Source organism: Devosia psychrophila (assembly GCF_000971275.1).
Taxonomy (GTDB): domain Bacteria; phylum Pseudomonadota; class Alphaproteobacteria; order Rhizobiales; family Devosiaceae; genus Devosia; species Devosia psychrophila.
This window is the reverse complement of the sequence record NZ_LAPV01000084.1, coordinates 48,158-66,125: the sequence shown is the minus strand read 5'-3', so window position 1 is coordinate 66,125 and position 17,968 is coordinate 48,158. Positions and strand designations below refer to the sequence as shown.

Annotated in this window: 11 protein-coding genes; 2 read left to right on the top strand and 9 right to left on the bottom strand. The window is 62.9% G+C overall.

All coding sequences use genetic code 11. From position 1 onward, the window contains the following. Positions 1–182: 182 nt before the first annotated feature. Entirely contained in the window at positions 183–2,033 is a 1,851-nt protein-coding gene (locus WH91_RS07130) for an ABC transporter ATP-binding protein (RefSeq protein WP_046170299.1), read from the bottom strand. Between the two features lie 297 nt (positions 2,034–2,330). On the opposite strand from WH91_RS07130, the gene pepN reads away from it, so the two are divergent. Both pepN and WH91_RS07120 read left to right on the top strand, forming a co-directional pair. Continuing rightward, positions 2,331–4,967 carry an aminopeptidase N gene (pepN, locus tag WH91_RS07125; RefSeq protein WP_046170298.1) on the top strand — a complete coding sequence of 879 codons (2,637 nt, stop codon included), beginning with the start codon at positions 2,331–2,333 and terminating at the stop codon, positions 4,965–4,967. 253 nt (positions 4,968–5,220) lie between these two features. Next, entirely contained in the window at positions 5,221–6,876 is a 1,656-nt protein-coding gene (locus WH91_RS07120; protein ID WP_046170297.1) for a sensor histidine kinase, read from the top strand. 122 nt (positions 6,877–6,998) lie between these two features. Here WH91_RS07120 and WH91_RS07115 read toward each other — a convergent pair whose 3' ends face one another. From WH91_RS07115 to ccmI, 8 genes are all read right to left on the bottom strand, one after another. Further along, positions 6,999–9,881, bottom strand: a complete 2,883-nt coding sequence (locus tag WH91_RS07115) for a bifunctional [glutamine synthetase] adenylyltransferase/[glutamine synthetase]-adenylyl-L-tyrosine phosphorylase (protein ID WP_052952653.1) — start codon at positions 9,879–9,881, stop codon at positions 6,999–7,001. A gap of 37 nt (positions 9,882–9,918) precedes the next feature. Beyond that, positions 9,919–11,343 (bottom strand): sensor histidine kinase, encoded by a 1,425-nt coding sequence (locus tag WH91_RS07110; protein ID WP_046170296.1) that lies wholly within the window; start codon positions 11,341–11,343, stop codon positions 9,919–9,921. Between the two features lie 3 nt (positions 11,344–11,346). After that, positions 11,347–12,018, bottom strand: a complete 672-nt coding sequence (locus WH91_RS07105) for a response regulator transcription factor (protein WP_046170295.1) — start codon at positions 12,016–12,018, stop codon at positions 11,347–11,349. A 170-nt stretch (positions 12,019–12,188) separates the two neighbouring features. Next, positions 12,189–13,727 carry a Do family serine endopeptidase gene (locus WH91_RS07100; RefSeq protein ID WP_052952652.1) on the bottom strand — a complete coding sequence of 513 codons (1,539 nt, stop codon included), beginning with the start codon at positions 13,725–13,727 and terminating at the stop codon, positions 12,189–12,191. A gap of 274 nt (positions 13,728–14,001) precedes the next feature. Further along, positions 14,002–14,442 carry a cytochrome c-type biogenesis protein gene (locus WH91_RS07095; protein ID WP_046170293.1) on the bottom strand — a complete coding sequence of 147 codons (441 nt, stop codon included), beginning with the start codon at positions 14,440–14,442 and terminating at the stop codon, positions 14,002–14,004. Further along, a complete protein-coding gene (locus tag WH91_RS07090; protein WP_046170320.1) occupies positions 14,439–16,412 on the bottom strand; it encodes a heme lyase CcmF/NrfE family subunit in 1,974 nt (657 codons plus the stop codon). Before WH91_RS07090 ends, WH91_RS07095 begins: the two co-directional genes overlap by 4 nt. Beyond that, complete coding sequence (gene ccmE, locus WH91_RS07085; protein WP_046170292.1) at positions 16,409–16,885, bottom strand: cytochrome c maturation protein CcmE; 477 nt, start codon at positions 16,883–16,885, stop codon at positions 16,409–16,411. Before ccmE ends, WH91_RS07090 begins: the two co-directional genes overlap by 4 nt. After that, a complete protein-coding gene (gene ccmI, locus WH91_RS07080) occupies positions 16,882–17,967 on the bottom strand; it encodes a c-type cytochrome biogenesis protein CcmI (RefSeq protein WP_158409531.1) in 1,086 nt (361 codons plus the stop codon). Before ccmI ends, ccmE begins: the two co-directional genes overlap by 4 nt. Position 17,968 lies beyond the last annotated feature (1 nt).

Here is a 17,968-nt window from a genome sequence, read left to right as displayed (position 1 = left end):
AGTATTCCTTTGGTTGTGGTCGTTAGATGCTTCAGTCGTCCTCCCTCCCCTTGAGGGGAGGGATTAAGGGAGGGGGTTCTGCCGCCCCCATGAACTTCGATATTCCCGGAGGGCGCAGAACCCCCTCCCTGTCCTCCCCTCAAGGGGGAGGGTATAGATCGTGTTTGCGGACAGTCCCGCGCCTACTGTGCCGCGTCCTCGGCTTGGTCGGCGTCGATGAAGCCGCCGGATTGGCGGTTCCACAGGCTGGCGTAGATGCCGCCCGTTTCGAGCAGCTGGGCGTGGGTGCCCTGTTCGACGACGCGGCCTTTGTCGAGCACCACCAGCCGATCCATCATGGCGATGGTGGACAGGCGATGGGCAATGGCGATGACGGTCTTGCCCTTCATCAGTAGTTGTAGCTGACCCTGGATGGCGGCTTCAACTTCGGAGTCCAGCGCCGAGGTCGCTTCGTCGAGCACCAGGATGGGCGCGTTCTTGAGTAGCACGCGGGCGATGGCGATGCGCTGACGCTGGCCGCCCGATAGCTTGACGCCGCGTTCGCCGACATGGGCATCGAAGCCCTTGCGGCCCTGCAGGTCGCTCAGGCCGTCGATGAAGTCGGAGGCTTCGGCGAGGTCGGCAGCTTCGCGCATCATCGCTTCGGTCGCGTCAGGGCGGCCATAGATGATGTTGTCGCGCACCGAGCGGTGCAGCAGCGAGGTGTCCTGCGTCACCACGCCGATATTAGCGCGCAGGCTATCCTGCGTGACCTTTGCAATGTCATGCCCATCGATCAGGATCTTGCCATCCGCGCGGTCGTAAAAACGCAGCAGCAGGTTGACCAAGGTGGACTTGCCAGCGCCGGAACGACCAACGAGGCCGATCTTTTCGCCGGGGAGGATATGGAGGTTCAGGTTGTCGATCACGCCGGAGGTCTTGCCGTAGTGGAACGAGACATTGTCGAACTTGATATCGCCGTGGACCGTGCCGATCGGTTCGGCGCCTTTGGCGTCGGAGACAACGCGGGAGACCGACAGCGAAGAAATACCGTCACGCACCGTGCCGATATTCTCGAACAGCGACGACATTTCCCACATTACCCACTGGCTCATGCCCTGGAAGCGCATGACGAGGCCGAGCGAGACGGCCAAGGCGCCGGGTGACATCACACCCTGCATCCACAGCCAGATGCCGGTAGCGCCGACGGCGAACAGCAGCAGGGAATTGGACCACAGCACCAGCATGTTGAGGACGGTGAACAGCCGCATCTGCCGGTAGGCGGTGTCGAGGAACTGGTCCATTGCCTGCTTGGCGTATTTTTCCTCACGATTGGAGTGTGAGAACAGCTTCACAGTGGCGATATTGGTATAGCTGTCGACGATGCGGCCGGTCATCAACGAGCGGGCATCGGCCTGCGCTTCGGAAATCTTGCCCATGCGCGGAATGAAATAGACCATCAGCGAGACATAGGCGACGAGCCAGGCCAGAAACGGAATGGCCAGGCGCCAATCGGCGGACGCCGCCAGAAAGACGGCGCCGGTGAAATACACGACGACATAGACCAGCATGTCGAGCAGCTTCATCACCACTTCGCGCACGGCCAGCGATGTCTGCATCAGCTTGGCGCCGATACGGCCGGCAAACTCGTCCTGGAAGTAGCTCATCGACTGGCGGATGAGATAGCGATGGCTCATCCAGCGAATGCGCTGTGGAAAGTTGCTCAGCAGCGTCTGGTGCATGGTGAGGGTCGAGATCAGCGCAAAGCACGGTAGCACGAACACGATCATGCCGCCCATCAGGGCCAGCTTCCAACCATCAGTCTGGAGGACGTTCTGTGGATCGGCGTCAGCCAGCCAGTTCACCACATCGCCGATAAAGCCGAAAATGACAATTTCGCCAATGGCGACGGCCGCTGCGGCAAAGGCCATCAGGCCCAGCCACTTCTTGGCTCCGTGGCTGTAGTGCAGGCAAAAAGCCAGCAGGCCCTTGGGGGGCTCGACCGGGTCACCGGCAGGATAGGGATCGAGACGTCGTTCGAACCAACGCAGCATAGTCATTCACCGGAGTTGAGCCAGATCGCAGAGCAGAAGGACCGCGCCAGCCCGATCCTCCGAGGGGCGGGTGCGAATGGACCGATGCGATGCCGACCGGAATTTGGATATCGCACTCGATACGCCCGAAATTGGCGCAGAGGAGCACAAGACAAGCCCCTCCCCAATGCCGTCTGAATTGACGTAGAAGAGTGGACCGAAACGGGTGCAGGGCCGTTAGGATACACGAAAGCGGCGAGTCTACTGTTGCGGCCCTGCCACAGTGGATTTCAGACCGACGATTTGACGGATCAGTACATGCGCACCGAAACCGAGCACACCATCTATCTCAAGGACTATACGCCGAGCCCGTATCGGATTGTTTCGGTCGATCTCGACTTCAGGATTCTCACTGAAAATACCCGCGCGCGGGCGCAGTTGACGGTGGAGCCGCGCGACGACACTGCGCCGGGCACCCCGCTGGTGCTGGACGGCGACGGACTGGTGCTGGGCTCGATTGCCATCGATGGCGCGCCGCTGGTGCTGTCGGCCTATGCGGCCAATGACGACGGGCTGACAGTATTCGAGCCGCCGCTGCGCCGGTTTGTGCTTGAAACCGAGGTCACGTTGCAGCCCGAAACCAACACCAAGCTGATGGGGCTCTATCGTTCGAGCGGCACCTGGTGCACGCAATGTGAGCCCGAAGGCTTCCGCCGCATTACCTATTATCTCGACCGGCCGGACAACCTTGCCGTGTTCAAGGTGCGTATGACGGCGCCGCTGGATGTAGCGCCGGTACTGCTGGCCAATGGCAACCTGGTGGACAAGGGCGATGCCGGCGACGGGATGCATTATGCCGTGTGGGAAGACCCCTTCCCCAAGCCGGCGTACCTGTTCGCGCTGGTCGCAGGCGACCTTGGCTCGATCACCGACAGTTTTATCACCGGGTCGGGCCGCAAGGTGGACCTGGGCATATATTGCACGCATGGCAAGGAGGACCAGTGCCTGTGGGCGATGGACAGCCTGAAGCGCTCGATGGCGTGGGACGAACGTCGCTTCGGGCTCGAGTATGACCTCGATGTGTTCAATATCGTCGCCGTCAGCGATTTCAACTTCGGCGCGATGGAGAACAAGGGCCTCAATATCTTCAACGACAAGCTGGTGTTCGCCAAGCCGGACACAGCGACCGACGGCGATTATGACGGCATCGAACGGGTTATCGCGCATGAATATTTCCACAACTGGACAGGCAACCGCGTCACCTGCCGCGACTGGTTCCAGCTCTGTCTGAAGGAAGGGCTGACGGTCTACCGCGACCAGGAATTCACCTCGGACGAGCGGTCGCGGGCGGTGAAGCGAATTTCGGACGTGGCGACGCTGCGCCGGGCACAGTTTCCAGAGGATGGCGGCCCACTGGCGCATCCACCACGGCCGGACCAGTTTCGCGAGATCAACAACTTCTACACGACCACGGTCTACGAAAAGGGCGCCGAGATCGTCCGCATGCTGGCAACGCTGCTGGGTGAAGCTGGGTTTCGCAAGGGCATGGACCTGTATTTCGAACGCCATGATGGCGAGGCCACGACGATCGAGGCCTTCCTCGCGGCGTTTGCCGATGCCAATGGCGTCAACCTCGACCAGTTCAAGACCTGGTACCTTCAGGCCGGCACACCGAAGCTGACGGTCAATGAGCATTACGATGCGGACAGGCAGACCTATACTCTGAAGCTGACACAGGAAACGCAGCCGACGCCAGGGCAGCCCAACAAGCAGGCGCTGGTGCTGCCGATCAAGTTCGGCCTGCTGGGTCCCAATGGCAGCCCGATGGGCTGGAGCGAGGTCAGCGGCGCCGAGGTGCGCGATGATTTGATCGTGCTGAATAGCGCGATGGCGGAAGTGACCTTCACCGGCATCGCCAACCGACCGGTGGCGTCGCTGCTGCGCGGTTTTTCGGCGCCGGTGGTGCTGGAAAGCCAGTCGAGCCAGCAGGATCAACTGTTCCTGGCGCGGCATGACAGCGATCCGTTCAACCGCTGGCAGGCGCTTCAGGACGTGGGCATGGCGCTCGCAGTGGCGGCCGTGAAAGGCACGCCATGGAGCGACGCTTCGGTCACGGCGCTGAGCGAAGCCCTGGCCGAAACGCTGGGCAGCGAGACGCTGGACGATGCGTTCAAGGCGCTGGCGCTGAACATTCCGGACGAGCAGTCGATTGGCCGCGAGATCGCCACGGATATAGACCCCGACAAGATCCACGCGGTACGCGGCAAGCTGCTCCACGCGGTATTCGAGCCGCTGGCGATGCAATTGCTGGCAACTTACAACGCGCTGGCCAGTACGACGCCCTATGCTCCCGATGCGCTCAGCACCGGTCGTCGCTCACTGCGGAACCGCATGCTGGGCCTGCTGCTGGCGTCGGAGGCCGCAGGGGCTGATATGCTGGCGGCGCAACAATATGGCAATGCCACCAACATGACGGACCGGATGGCAGCACTTGCGAGTTCAACCTATGCCGGCACGCCTCAGGTCGCAGGCATGCTGGCGGACTTCCGCACCCGCTTCGGCGGCGATCCGCTGGTGCTCGACAAGTGGCTGGCGGTGACTGCCGCTGCGCCACGCGACGGGGTGATCGAGGACATGAAGGCGATCCTGGCCGATCCGAGCTTTCCCAAGACCAATCCGAACCGGCTGCGCTCGCTCGTCGGTACCTTCGCCATGAACAACCCGACGCAGTTCGCGCGGGCAGATGGCGCCGGCTTCCGCTTCGTGGCGGAATTCGTGACCGAGGTGGACAAAATCAATCCACAGGTCGCCGCTCGCGTGCTGACCGGTTTCCGCATCTGGCCCATGCTGGACAGCACCCGGCGCGACGCAGCCAAGGGGGCGCTGGCCGCTCTGCAGGCGACTGCGCTGAGCCGTAACGTCGCCGATATCCTGACGCGGATGGTAGGTGGATAACGCCACCCCAAAACCTATGCAACCTCGCGCCGGCACTCGAAATTTTGCCTTTGCCGGCGCGTCGTTGTTTAGAAGGACCGCTGCCTGTGGAAGAATTTTTTCTTCGCGCCTAAGTGACTCTGCCGACTCGTGAATTCCGGCTGCGCCGATTTAGCCGACGGGCGGGGGGATGGACTTCAGAGTCCCTGTGATTCATTGTTTGTTAAGGGCAAATCGACGGGCAAATCACACACCCTGCAGACTGGAGAATGACATGCGGTCGGCGGAGACATCCGGCGCCAGCGTAACCGGATTCGGTGCTGGTCAGGTCAAGGCAGATAGGCATGCAAAGTCCAAGGGGCAAGCAGCATCCCGCAACCCATATTTCCAGTTCAGCACCCCTCTCACCCATGCCGTGGCGCTGACGGCGCTGATAGCCGCGACTCTGTTCATCTTGCACGATGCCGTGCGGAGCTTCGAAGATGCGCGGCGGGAGCTGGCGATCATGGGCTCGACACTGGTCAGGGACATCGTGTCGTTGACCCCGGCCCAAGCTGACAGCGAACTGGACGCAGCCAATCGACGCTTCATCTCGGTAGGACGCGCCAGCCTTGTCGCCGCAGAAGCCATACCCGCTGGTCCGATGCTAGCGGGGCTCTACATTCCGGCGCAACCGCATGGCGTGCTGGCGCTGCAGACCCATCAAGGCAATGTGTGGACCGGCGTTTTGCAACGCGGCGGCGTGGCCATCGTGCTGGCCGGGCTCGTGACCCTGCTGGCGGCTCGCAAGCGCCGCGACAACATGCCGGACTCGGCGGAGCGGCACAATTACAGCACGTTGGCCGCCGCTATCCCGCTCGGCGTCGCCTGCTGGACCCGGGCCGGGCAGTTGATTGTGTGCAACGAACAATATCGCAGCCGGCTCAATCTGGGCAAAGGCAACATGACCTACCAGGACGCGGTCAAACGGCTGAGCATGGGCGGCTATATAAAACTTCTCAACGACGACGATGGCAGCCGGGTGCTGGAGCTGCACCGAGAGGATGGCGACTGCCTGCTGATCGAAGAGCGGCCACTCGGCGAAGGCGCCTTCATGACGCTGATCAGCGACGTGACCGAGGCCAAGCGCACCGACAATATGTTGCACACCATTCGCCAAGAGCAGCGCCTGCTGGCCCGCCGCTATCACGAGGAAAAGCTCAAGGCCGAGGCCGCCAGCAGGTCAAAGACCAACTTCCTCGCCCATCTCAGCCACGACATCCGCACGCCGCTCAACCACATCATTGGCTTTGCCGAACTGATGCGGCACCAGACCTATGGACCGCTGGGTGACGCGCGCTATGCCGACTATGTGCAATCGATCAAGGCATCGGGCGAAGGCCTGTTGGCCAGCTTTGCCACCATCCTCGATCTTGCCGAACTCGAGGGCGGGCAGAAACCGCTGCGCAGCGATCCGATCAACCTCGATGTCCTGATGGATAACGTGATCCAACGGTTCAAGGCGCAGGCCAGCCGGGCAGGAATAATGTTCGTACTGGGCGAACATAGCGACGCCATCATCCAGGGCGACCGGTTGGGGCTGACGCGCATGATCTCCAATCTCATCGAGAATTCCCTGCGCTTCACGCCATCAGGCGGGCAGGTCAAGCTGGCAGCCTTTGCCGCCCGTGACGGCGTTGTCATTGAAATCACCGACACTGGCCTCGGCATGAATGAAAACCGTCTCGCCAGCCTGTCTCAGCCCTTCGCTCTGGGGGACGCAACCTTCACTCGAGAAGGCGTCGGGCCGGGACTGGGCATATCCATCTCCCGCGCCATTGCCGAGCTGAGCGGGGGGAACTTGGCCATCGACTCGACGCCGATGATCGGAACGACGGTGGCGATCTCGTTGCCGCTAGCGCGGAATTCGAATGTGCAGGCCGCGGAATAGCGGTTACAGACTTCTTTTTCCCTCAGACTTGATCCGAGGGCCACTTTCAACATTGCACAACCGGTGAATGGTCCTCGGGTCAGGCCCGAGGAAAAAGGCGGTGGTTGGGGTGGTCGGAAGCGCTAAAGTCCCCGCGCTGTCTCGTACCATTTTACCGACGCAGCGCTTACCTCGCCTCGCATGGTCTTGAGGTCCAGATCGAGCAGTTCAAAGCTTGGGTAGTGCGTCAGACCAGCCAGCAATTCCTTGAATGCGTCGGTCCAGGCTTCGTCCTTGAACGGGCTGACGAGGGCCGAACTCATCACCTGTAGCACCGTCGAATAGATCTCGTGGATTTCAGCCAGCCGAGCGCCCTCGGGCACCAGTTCGGTCTCTGCCAGGCGCGACAACACGCGCGCGGTCAGCGCCTGCGGCAGGCCGATGGTCTGGCCGGCCAGCAATTGCGCCGACTGGGCGATGAATTCGAGATCCACCAACCCGCCTTGGGCGAGCTTGAGATCGAACGGGTGGCGCGCCGGGCGTTCCCGAGCCATCAGGCCACGCATGGTAACGACGTCCTCAACAATCTTGCCGGCGTCCCGATGGCGGTTCATCACCTCGGCAATGGCCGTATCGACCTCTTGGCTAAACTGGCCATCGGCGGCGATGACGCGGGCTCGGCTGAGGGCTAGGTGTTCCCAGGTCCATGCATTGTCGCGGTGATAGGCGCGGAAGCCGGATAGGCTGGTGGCAAGCGGGCCGGCATTTCCCGAGGGCCGCAGCCGCATGTCGGCCTCATAGAGAACGCCCTCGCCGGTGGGGGACGTGACGGCGGCGACGAGGCGCTGGGTCAGGCGGGTATAATAATGGTTGGTGGTCAGCGGCTTGTCGCCATCGGACTCGGCATCTGGCGCGTCGTAGAGCAGGATGAAATCGAGGTCGGAAGTGACAGTCATCTCGCGGCTGGCCATCTTGCCGAAGGCAAGCAGTGCGACCTTGCCCCCGGCCAGCTTGCCGTGGCGACGGACGAACTCGGCGCGGACGCTGTCGAACAGGCGGTTGACCAGGGTTTCGGCCAGTGCGGTGAACTGCTCCCCTGCCCCGGTGGCGCTGACCGTGCCCGAGAGCAGCCCGGCGGCGATCAGGAATTTCTGCTCCTGGCCGATGATGCGGGCGCGGTCGATGATTTCCTCGTAGGAGCGCGCTTCGGCAAGGAAGGCGTCGACCTTGGCGATCAGCACGTCGCGATGGGTGATGTCATTGGCGAAGGCCGGATCGATCAAGCCGTCCATGACATGGGCGCGGTGGATGACGGCCTCGGACATGCGGGGCGCCGAGGCCATTAGTTGCACGAGCAACGTGCGCAGGTTGGCGTGGCTGCGCAGCAGAGCGAACAGTTGCACGCCGGTCGGCAGGCGCGACAGAAAGTCATCGAACTTGGCCAAAGCCTCGTCGGCATTGCCGGCATTGCTCAGCGTGGTCAGCAGCGCCGGAAGCAGTTCGGTGAGATGAGCGCGGGCGGCTGACGCGCGGGTCGCGGGGTAGCTGCCATAGTGCCACTTTCGGACCGTCTCGATTGTCTTGGATGGATTGGCAAAGCCCATGGCGGACAGGGTTTCCACCGTGCCCGGATCGTCATCGCTGCCGGTAAAAACCAGATTGCCTTCGCCGCTGCCAAGGCTTTCGCCTTCGGTGAACAGCTCGGAATAATAGCCGACCACGCGTTCGAGGGCGGCGCGGTAGTTGCTTTCGAACTGGCGCAGGTCGGGCTCGCCCATCAGGCGACCAATGATGGCGACTTCGGCGGCTGAGCCGGGCATGACATGGGTCTGCTCGTCGCGCAGCATCTGCAGGCGATTCTCGACGGCGCGCAAAAACCAGTAAGTCTGGGTCAGCTCGGTCGCCGCGCGCGGCGTGATCCAGTTGGCATCGGCCAGCGCCGCGAGGGCATGGGCGGTCGGCTTGACGCGGAGAGTCTTGTCGCGGCCACCAGCGATAAGTTGCTGGGTCTGGGTGAAAAATTCGATCTCGCGAATGCCGCCGCGGCCGAGCTTGACGTTGTGGCCCTCGACGCGGATGTCCCCGACATTCTTCGAGATATTAATCTGCCGCTTCATCGCCTGGATATCGGCGATAGTGGCGAAGTCGAGATGCTTGCGCCAGACATAGGGCGCCAGTTCGCGCAGAAACGCCTCGCCGACGCGCTTGTCACCGGCACAGGCCCGGGCCTTGATCCAGGCGGCGCGCTCCCAATTCTGGCCGCGGCTTTCGTAATAGGCCAGTGCGGCCTCGAACGAGATCGCAACTGGGGTAGAGCCGGGGTCGGGGCGCAGGCGCAGATCGGTGCGGAACACATAGCCGTGGGCCTGGCGGTCTTCCATCAGGCCGACCAGCTTTTGCACGATACGGGAATAGATCTTGGTGGCTTCGCTCGGATCGACCAGCACGCCCTTTTCGAGGTCGTAGAACACCACGATGTCGATATCGGAGGAGTAGTTGAGTTCCTGGCCGCCGTGCTTGCCCAGGGCGAAGATGGCGAGGCCGGAATTGGCGGCGGTCGCTTCGCTGGCCGAGATGGTCAACTGGCCTTTGTCGGCGGCTTGGCGCATCAACAGGTTCAACGCGGCGTCCAGCGCCGCATCGGCGAGGTCGGACAGGGCCGCAGTGGATTGTGCAGTGGTCCAGCCGCCACCGGTTTCGGCGATTGCCGCCAGCAAAGCCGTGCGGCCCTTGGCGATTCGCAGCACGGGCGCCAGCGCTTCCTCGGTGGTGGCGGTGCTGCCGAGACTATCGACGATGTCGATAATGTCGGTGAAGGCGCCGTCGGCCGTGTCGGCCAGGGTCGCAATCAGCCACTCGGCATTGTGCTGCGCCAGCTCGAGCAGATAGGGCGCGGATTCCAGCAGTGGCGCCATCGTGGCGCGATACGCGGTCAGCGCGACCTGCTGGTCGGACGGCAGTTCGGCCAGCCAAGCATCAAAGCGCGGCGTGTCGATGGACGGTAGTGGGTTCAGCAATATGGCCATGAGGGAGGGATAGCGTGGCGGCGGGATTGGGGCAAGCTCACGCCCCTGGCAGATCGATCACTGCGCGCACGCCGGGCGCATTGTCTTCGATGCGGAAGCTGCCACCGTGCAGGCCGGTGACGGCGTTGACCAGCGACAGGCCGAGGCCAGAACCGGTTTCCGAACGGCTTTTTTCGAGCCTGACGAAGCGTTGCAGCACGCGGGTGCGGTCTTCGACGGGAATGCCTGGGCCGTTGTCGGCCACTTCGATGAGCACCCGGTTGCCGTTGCGGCGCAGGCCGATGGCTATCCGCCCCTGCCCTTCGCCTTCCGGCGTGGCGTATTTGACCGCATTTTCGAGCAGGTTGACCATGGCCTGGCCGATAAGTTCGCGATTGGCATGCAGGTGAACGCCCGGCTCGATGGCGGTCTCGACCAATATGCCTTCGTCTTCGGCCACGGGGCCATACAGCTCGGCGACGTCGGCGACCACAGCGCTGACATCCACGTCGGTTAGCGCACCCGACGGCGCACCGGCCTCGGCGCGGGCGATCATCAGCAGTGCGTTGAAGGTCTGGATGAGGCGGTCGCTCTCGGCGATGGTCGCTTCGAGTGCGCGCTGTCGGGTCTCGTCGCTGGCGCCATCACGCAGAGCCGTTTCGGCTTGGTTGCGCAGGCGGGTTAGCGGCGTCTTGAGGTCATGCGCGACATTGTCGGTGACCTCCTTAAGGCCCTGCAGCAATTGCTCGATGCGGTCTAGCATGGCGTTGAGATTGGTGGCGAGACCATCGAATTCGTCGTTGCGCTTGGTGACCGGCACGCGCTCGCTGAGATTGCCCGACATAATCTTGGTCGAGGTATCGCGGATGGTGTCGATGCGCTGCAGCACGCGGCGCGCGGTGACGCCGCCGGCAATGATGGAGAAAACCATGATGCCGAGCACGCCGAACAGGAAGCTCTGCACGATGATTGCGGAGTACCCGCGTCGCTCGACCACGTCGCGACCAACCACCAGCCGCATGCCGTTGTCGAGGACTATGGAGCGCACCACCGCAAAGCCGGACTTCGGCGGTGGGCCGGCGCCGGGGGACGCGTTCTCGTCGGGCGGATCGATGAACGGATTGGCGCGCTCATAATCGAAGCTATAGATGCCCGGCTCGATCAGCACGTTGGCGGGGATATCGGTGACATTGCCAAGCAGAAACTGGCCGGTAGCATCGCCGAGGTAATAGACGCCGGGACCGGGAGAACTGGCGATGCGCTGCACCGCAAAGGCCAGGGCGCGTATGCCCTGATTGGCCTCGATGCGCTGGAACACCCGCACTTCGCGGTCGATATCATTGGCCTGCTGGCGCTGAATCTGGACGCTGGATTGCCAGGTGATAAAGGCCAGCAGAAGGATGGCGAACAGGCTGAAGATCAGGATGAACGTTGCCGTCAGCCTGACCGTCGAAGTGCGCCAGAGTTGCCAGAAGCGGTTCAAGATCTACTCGCGGATCATATAGCCGGCGCCACGCACAGTTTGCAGCAGCGGACTGGCATGGCCCTTGTCGATCTTGGAGCGCAACCGCGACATATGGACGTCGATGACATTGGTCTGCGGGTCGAAATGATAATCCCAGACGTTTTCGAGCAACATGGTGCGGGTGACCACCTTGCCTGCATTTTTCATCAGATATTCGAGCAGGCGGAATTCGCGTGGCTGCAGCAGAATGGTCTCGCCATCACGCTCGACCTTGCGGGACAGCCGGTCGAGGCTCAGCCCGGCGACCTCATAGGCGGTCGCGGCTTCCGATGGGCTGGAACGGCGGGCCAACACTTCGACGCGGGCCAATAGCTCTGTGAAGGCATAGGGCTTGGTCAGGTAGTCATCGCCGCCGGCACGAAGACCGGTGACGCGGTCGTCGACTTCGCCAAGGGCGGAGAGAATGAGAACGGGGGTTTTGTCGCCTTCGGCGCGCAGTGACTCGACAATGGAAAGCCCATCGCGGCGCGGCAGCATGCGGTCGACGATCAGCACTTCATAGTCCATGCCCGAGGCCATGGCATAACCGGTTTCGCCATCGGCGGCGTGGTGGGTAATGTGGCCGGCTTCATCGAGGGCCTGGATCAGGTAGCTGGCAGCCTCGCGGTCGTCTTCGATCAGCAAAATCTTCATCGGAGCCCCCGAGGCACGATTGTTTCAGTCGGCACCTCCCCCTTGCGGGGAAGGATCAAGGGAGGGGGCAGTTTGGCCCAGATCGGGGCTTCCACACCCCCTCCCAACCGCCCCCCGTCAAGGGGGCGGTGTCGCTCAGTGATTGTGGCGCCAAAGCGCCACAGCCATATTTACTCGCTCAGCGGCAGGCCGATGAACGTATCGCGGCCGTCGCGGCTGGCCTTGACCAGGGCGGTACTGCGGCCCTGTGCCTTGACCGCGTCAATGGCTGCTTCGAACTCGTCGAGCGAAGCCACCGGCGTATTGTTGACCTCGAGGATGGCGTCGCCAACGGCGAGACCCTTCTTAGCCGCAGCCGATTCAGGATCGACATCCTGGACCAACAGGCCGCCGTTGCCATCGGAATTCGGCACAAGGGTCAGGCCGACCGAGGATTCAGCCGGGACGGCTGCCGGGGGAACCGGCGCAGCAGGCTCGTCGGCCTTGGCCAGGGCGGCTTCATCCAGCTTGCCCAGCTTGACCGAAAGCTTGGTCTCGGCGCCATCACGCCACACGGTCAGCTCGACTGTCGAGTCGGGTGACTTGCCGGCAATGGTGCGGCTCAGGTCGAGTGCGTCATCAATCGGATCGCCATCGACGGCGGTGACGATGTCGCCGGACTTGATACCAGCGGGGCCAGCAGGGCCGTCTTCAGCAATATTGCTGATGATGGCGCCCTTGGCATCCTTGAGGCCAACGCCATCGGCGATGTCACGCGAAACGTCCTGGATGCCGACGCCGAGATAGCCGCGCGTCACGGTACCGCTCTTGACCAACTGGTCGACGATGCCCTTGACGGTTGCTGCCGGGATGGCGAAGGCGATGCCGACGTTGCCGCCGTTTGGCGAATAGATGGCGGTATTGACGCCAACCACTTCGCCCTTGGTGTTGAAGGCAGGACCACCCGAGTTGCCTGTATTGACGGCAGCGTCGATCTGCAGGAAATCACCATAGTTCGAGCCGCCGATATTACGACCCTGGCCCGAGATAACGCCGACGGTCACAGTGCCGCCAAGACCGAAGGGGTTACCCACGGCAACGACCCAGTCGCCAACGCGGCTCTGCTCCGTCTCGAAGTTGACGAAAGGCAGGTCGGCGCCTTCGATCTTGACAACGGCAAGATCGGTGCGCTCGTCGGTGCCGACGATGGTTGCGACCTTTTCGGTGCCGTCATCGAACACGACCGTCACCTTGGTGGCGTTTTCGACAACGTGATTGTTGGTGACGATATAGCCGTCAGCCGAGATCACGAAACCAGAACCCGCTGCCATGAACTGGCGGGGAGCCGGAGCTTCCGGAGTTGCGCCGCCGCGGCCGCCGGGGCCGCGATCACCGAACTGGTTGAAGAAATCCTTGAACGGATGACCTTCGGGCAGATCGGGGAAATTGAAGTCGAAGTTGCCACCTCGGCCTTGCACCTGTTCGGGGCTTTCCTCGGCCTCGACCAGAATGGAAACGACGGCAGGCTTCACTGCCTCGACGAGGTCAGCAAAGCCGGCATGCGGCTGGGCGTCGGCCGGCACGATGATCTGCGCGGCGTTCTGTACCTGTGCATTAGCCACCTGGCCGGTCATGACGTATGCGGTAGAGACACCGCCGATACCCACCAGCAGCGCCAGGGCGGATGCCCCCAGCAGGCTTCTGGTGCGCTTCATAATGGATGGGCGCATTAAGATGTTCTCCTTCGGCAAGCCCTCAACAGCTTGTGGGCCTAGGTATGGAACGAGTGATCTTTCTGCGAGGTTGCGCCAATATTAAACCTTGGCAATGTTGGCGGCAGGATTGCGGCGGAGATTGTGGCGGATTTGGCCGGATGCCTCCTCAGGCTCCGCTTTTCCCTAGGGCTTGACCCGAGGACCATTCGCCGCTTGTGCCGGGTTTTGGGCGGCCCTCGGGTCAAGCCCGAGGGAGAAAAGAAGAACAGGCGGAGAAAGGTAGGGAGCGTTACTTCAACTCGTCCAGTGCCGCCTGTTCTTCGGCGCTCAGGCCCGCTGTCACCGCCCGCCGCTCGCGCCATAACACGAACAACGTCCCGAGCCCAACCAGCAGCAGGCCCGGCGCCGCGATCCAGAGCAGCACCGTGTGATTGTTGAGCCGCGGATTGAGCAGCACGTATTCGCCGTAGCGATCGACCAAAAACTGCCGCACCGCTTCGTCGCTGTCGCCCCTCACCAGTCGCTCGCGCACCAGCAGGCGCAGGTCCTTGGCAAGATCGGCATCGCTGTCGTCGATCGACTGGTTTTGGCAGACGAGGCAGCGCAGGCCTGCCGAAATGTCGCGGGCGCGCTGTTCCAGCACTGGATCGGACAGCACTTCATCGGGGCTCAGCGCCGCGACGGGCGACACCAGGCACAGCACCAGCACAAGCGCCCGAAGCCAGGTCATTCCGCTGGGCTCGCCAAGGTCTTGCGGGCGCGCTGCGGCGCGCCGACGCGATGTTTGCGGTCGGTCAGGGAAACCACACCGGCCAGCGCCATCAGGATCGCCCCGAGCCAGATCAGGGTGATGTAGGGCTTGTGCCAGATGCGCACGACGTGGGTGTCGTCGAGCGGTTCGCCGAGCTGCAGATAGAGCTGGGAGAAACCATAGGTCTCGATGGCCGCCTCGGTGGTCGGCATGCCGCTGGCCACATAGGTGCGCCGGTCGGCCATCATTTCGCGCGTGCCGCCACCCGGTGCGGTCACGGTGAAATGGCCTTCGTCGGAAAGATAGTTCGGTCCCGGTACCTGCTGGAAGTCATCGAAGGCCACGGTATAGCCGGAGAGTTCGGCCGTCTCGCCCGGATTGAGCGTGGTGACCAGTTCGGTTTCCCATGCCGTGGTGGCGACAATGCCCAAGACTGTTACGCCCATGCCGAAATGGGCGAGAGCAGTCGACCAGGCAGTGCGTGGCAGGCCGAACAGCCGCCGCAAGCTTTCGCCAAGCGGAATGCGACCCAGCTTGCTGCGCTCGGCCAATTCAGCCACCGCCCCGAAGGCCACCCAGAAGCCGAGCAGCAGGCCCAGCGGCGCCAGTGAAATGGAGACGCCGCCGAGCGCTGAAATCAGGATGGTGGCGAAAATCGCCAGGGCCGCCGCGCCGATCAGGCGTTGCGCCGCGCCCACGACGTCAGCGCGCTTCCAGGCCAGCAGCGGTCCGAATGGCAGCACCAGCAACAGCGGCGCCATCAGCGCACCAAAAGTGAGATTGAAAAATGGCGCGCCGACCGAAATCGTAGTGCCGGTCAGGGCATCGAGCAGAAGCGGATAAAGTGTGCCGACCAGCACGGCGCCGACGGCCGTGGCGAGGAACAGGTTGTTGAGGATCAACGCCCCTTCGCGGCTGACCGGCGCGAAAAGACCGCCCTGCCGAAGCGACGACGCGCGGAATGCGAACAGCGCAAATGCCCCGCCGATGACCAAGGCCAACAGCGCGAGGATGACCATGCCACGGGTCGGGTCACTGGCAAAGGTATGCACCGAGGTCAGGATGCCAGAGCGCACGAGAAAAGTCCCCAGCAGCGACAGGCTGAAGGTGATGATGGACAGGAATATCGTCCAGATTTTCAGCGCATTGCGCTTTTCCATCACCAGCGCAGAATGCAGCAGCGCCGTGCCCGCGAGCCAGGGCATGAAGCTGGCGTTTTCGACCGGGTCCCAGAACCACCAGCCGCCCCAGCCAAGCTCGTAATAGGCCCAGTACGAACCCATGGTGATGCCCAGCGTCAGGAAAATCCAGCTCAGCATGGCCCATGGGCGCACCCAGCGGGCCCATGCCTGGTCAATTCGGCCAGAAATCAAGGCGGCGATGGCGAAAGAAAAGCAGATCGAGAAGCCGACATAGCCGGCGTAGAGCAGCGGCGGATGGATGGCGAGGCCGATATCCTGCAGCACCGGATTGAGGTCATTGCCCTGCAGCGGCGCTGGAAAGACGCGCTCGAACGGATTTGAGGTGAACAGCGTGAAGCCGGTAAAGGCCGCCGTCAGCAGGCTCTGCGTCGCTAGCACCAGCGCTAGCAGGTCATCGGGCAGGCGCCGCCCGAACGCCGCGACCATGGCGCCGAACGAGACGAGGATGAAAATCCACAAGACCAGCGAACCCTCGTGATTGCCCCAGACGCCGGAGATCTTGAACAGCAGCGGCTTCAGCGAATGCGAATTGTTTACCGCCAGCAGCAGGCTGAAATCGGAGGTGACGAAGGCCTGGATCAGCGCCGCGAAGGCCACTGCCACCAGCACAAATTGCAGCACGGCGCCCTGGCTCAGCACCAGCGCGATACGCTGGCCGGATCGCCAGTAGACATAGCCGCCCACCGTCGAGATGGCGGCGATTGCAAAGGCCAGGATGAGGGCGAAGTGTCCGAGTTCGATGCTCACGGTGTCGCCGTCTCCGGGCGCCATTCGCCGCTGGCCTTCAGCGCATCGACAACTTCCTTGGGAATGTAGTTCTCGTCATGCTTGGCGAGCACGTTGCTGGCGATGAAGCTGCCGTCATCACCCATGCTGCCCTCTGCGACAACGCCCTGCCCCTCGCGGAACAGGTCGGGCAGGATGCCGGTGTAGCTTGCCACGATGTCACTGGCATTGTCGGTCACGATGAAATGGTTCTCTTGTCCGTCGCGGGTCCAGCTGCCGTCCTTGACCAACCCACCCAGCCGGATCGGAGTCCCCGCCTCGACCTGCCGCGCAATCACGTCCGACGGTGAATAGAAGAACACGATCTGGTCGCGCAAAGCTACCAGCACCAATGTCGTCGCCAGCGCCAGCACTACGCCGAGCGCGGCAATGGTCGCCAGCCGCTTCTGCTTGCGCGACCAGCTTTTCTTTCGGATGGCGGCGGGCATGGTCATGGCTGTGCTCCATTCAGCGTCAGGCCGGCGCCAAGCGCCAGCGTATCGAGGTCGCCGCGGTCAAAGGCCTGCGGATAGGCGGCGACGGCATCGTCATAGGCGGCCTGGGCGCTATCGGTATCGCCCAGCACCAGATAGGCCCGCACCAGTTGCGTCCATTCCTCGACAGTGCCGCCATCGGCCGAGAGACGGTTGGCAAGGCCGGTGACCATCTGGCCGATCATCTCGGCTTCGCCATCATTGGCGGGTGCCACGCCACCATTCTGTGCCACGGCAAGGCCCTGCTGCGCCGTAATCAGCCAAGGCTCGCCGCCCTTGGACAGGGCAAGCGCGTCCTGCCAGGCAGTCACCGCCGCCGGATAGTCCTCGGCGCGCGTCAGCTCGGCGGCGATATAAAGCCGCGAAAGAACATGGGTCGGCTCGGATGCGGCTGCGGCGCGCAGCAGCTCCACGGCCTCGGGCGAGCCGGCGCCATTCGACGCCAGCATCAGCGCCTCGGCGAGGCTGGTCTGCAAATCGGCAGTCGGTGCGCTGAGTTCGATGATCCGGCGATAGGCGCGGGCAGCGTCCGCGTAGCGCGCCAGTTCGAGATAGGCCGGCGCAATCACGGTCCAGCCGCGCAGGTCATCCGGATTGTCGGTGAGCTGGCTTTCGATGCGCGCAATGGCGTCTTCGAGATCGATCGACTGGGACACCGCTTCGGGCCGACCGGCCAGCGGCTGGCTGGGCAGGTCAGGGCTGCCAAGCACGGCGTAGAGGCCAAGCGTTACCGCTGCGATGCCTACCAGACCGGCCAACAAAGGCGCCTGTCCCAAGCCCTTTGCACTGGCCACGACGTGCCTTGGTTCGGCCTTAAGACGGAGCATTTCCCGCGCCAGTTCACCCTTGGCGGCCTGCGCTTCGACCTCGCCCAACTTACCCGCAGCCAGATCGGCGTCGATCCCAGCCAGTACAAGGCGAAAATGGCTGTTGGCATCGTCCATTTCAGGGACGTCTACGTTGACCACACGCCGGCCCGCCGCGTAGAAAAGTGCGGTGCAGGCAATGGCGGTGATGGCTATGGCGATGAACCAGAAAAACATG

Bases quoted from the DNA above. Each gene is read 5' to 3' on its own strand.
- WH91_RS07130 (WP_046170299.1), bottom strand. From the start codon at position 2,033: ATGCTGCGTTGGTTCGAACGACGTCTCGATCCCTATCCTGCCGGTGAC.
- pepN (WP_046170298.1), top strand. From the start codon at position 2,331: ATGCGCACCGAAACCGAGCACACCATCTATCTCAAGGACTATACGCCG.
- WH91_RS07120 (WP_046170297.1), top strand. From the start codon at position 5,221: ATGCGGTCGGCGGAGACATCCGGCGCCAGCGTAACCGGATTCGGTGCT.
- WH91_RS07115 (WP_052952653.1), bottom strand. From the start codon at position 9,881: ATGGCCATATTGCTGAACCCACTACCGTCCATCGACACGCCGCGCTTT.
- WH91_RS07105 (WP_046170295.1), bottom strand. From the start codon at position 12,018: ATGAAGATTTTGCTGATCGAAGACGACCGCGAGGCTGCCAGCTACCTG.
- WH91_RS07100 (WP_052952652.1), bottom strand. From the start codon at position 13,727: ATGCGCCCATCCATTATGAAGCGCACCAGAAGCCTGCTGGGGGCATCC.
- WH91_RS07095 (WP_046170293.1), bottom strand. From the start codon at position 14,442: ATGACCTGGCTTCGGGCGCTTGTGCTGGTGCTGTGCCTGGTGTCGCCC.
- ccmE (WP_046170292.1), bottom strand. From the start codon at position 16,885: ATGACCATGCCCGCCGCCATCCGAAAGAAAAGCTGGTCGCGCAAGCAG.
- ccmI (WP_158409531.1), bottom strand. From the start codon at position 17,967: ATGTTTTTCTGGTTCATCGCCATAGCCATCACCGCCATTGCCTGCACC.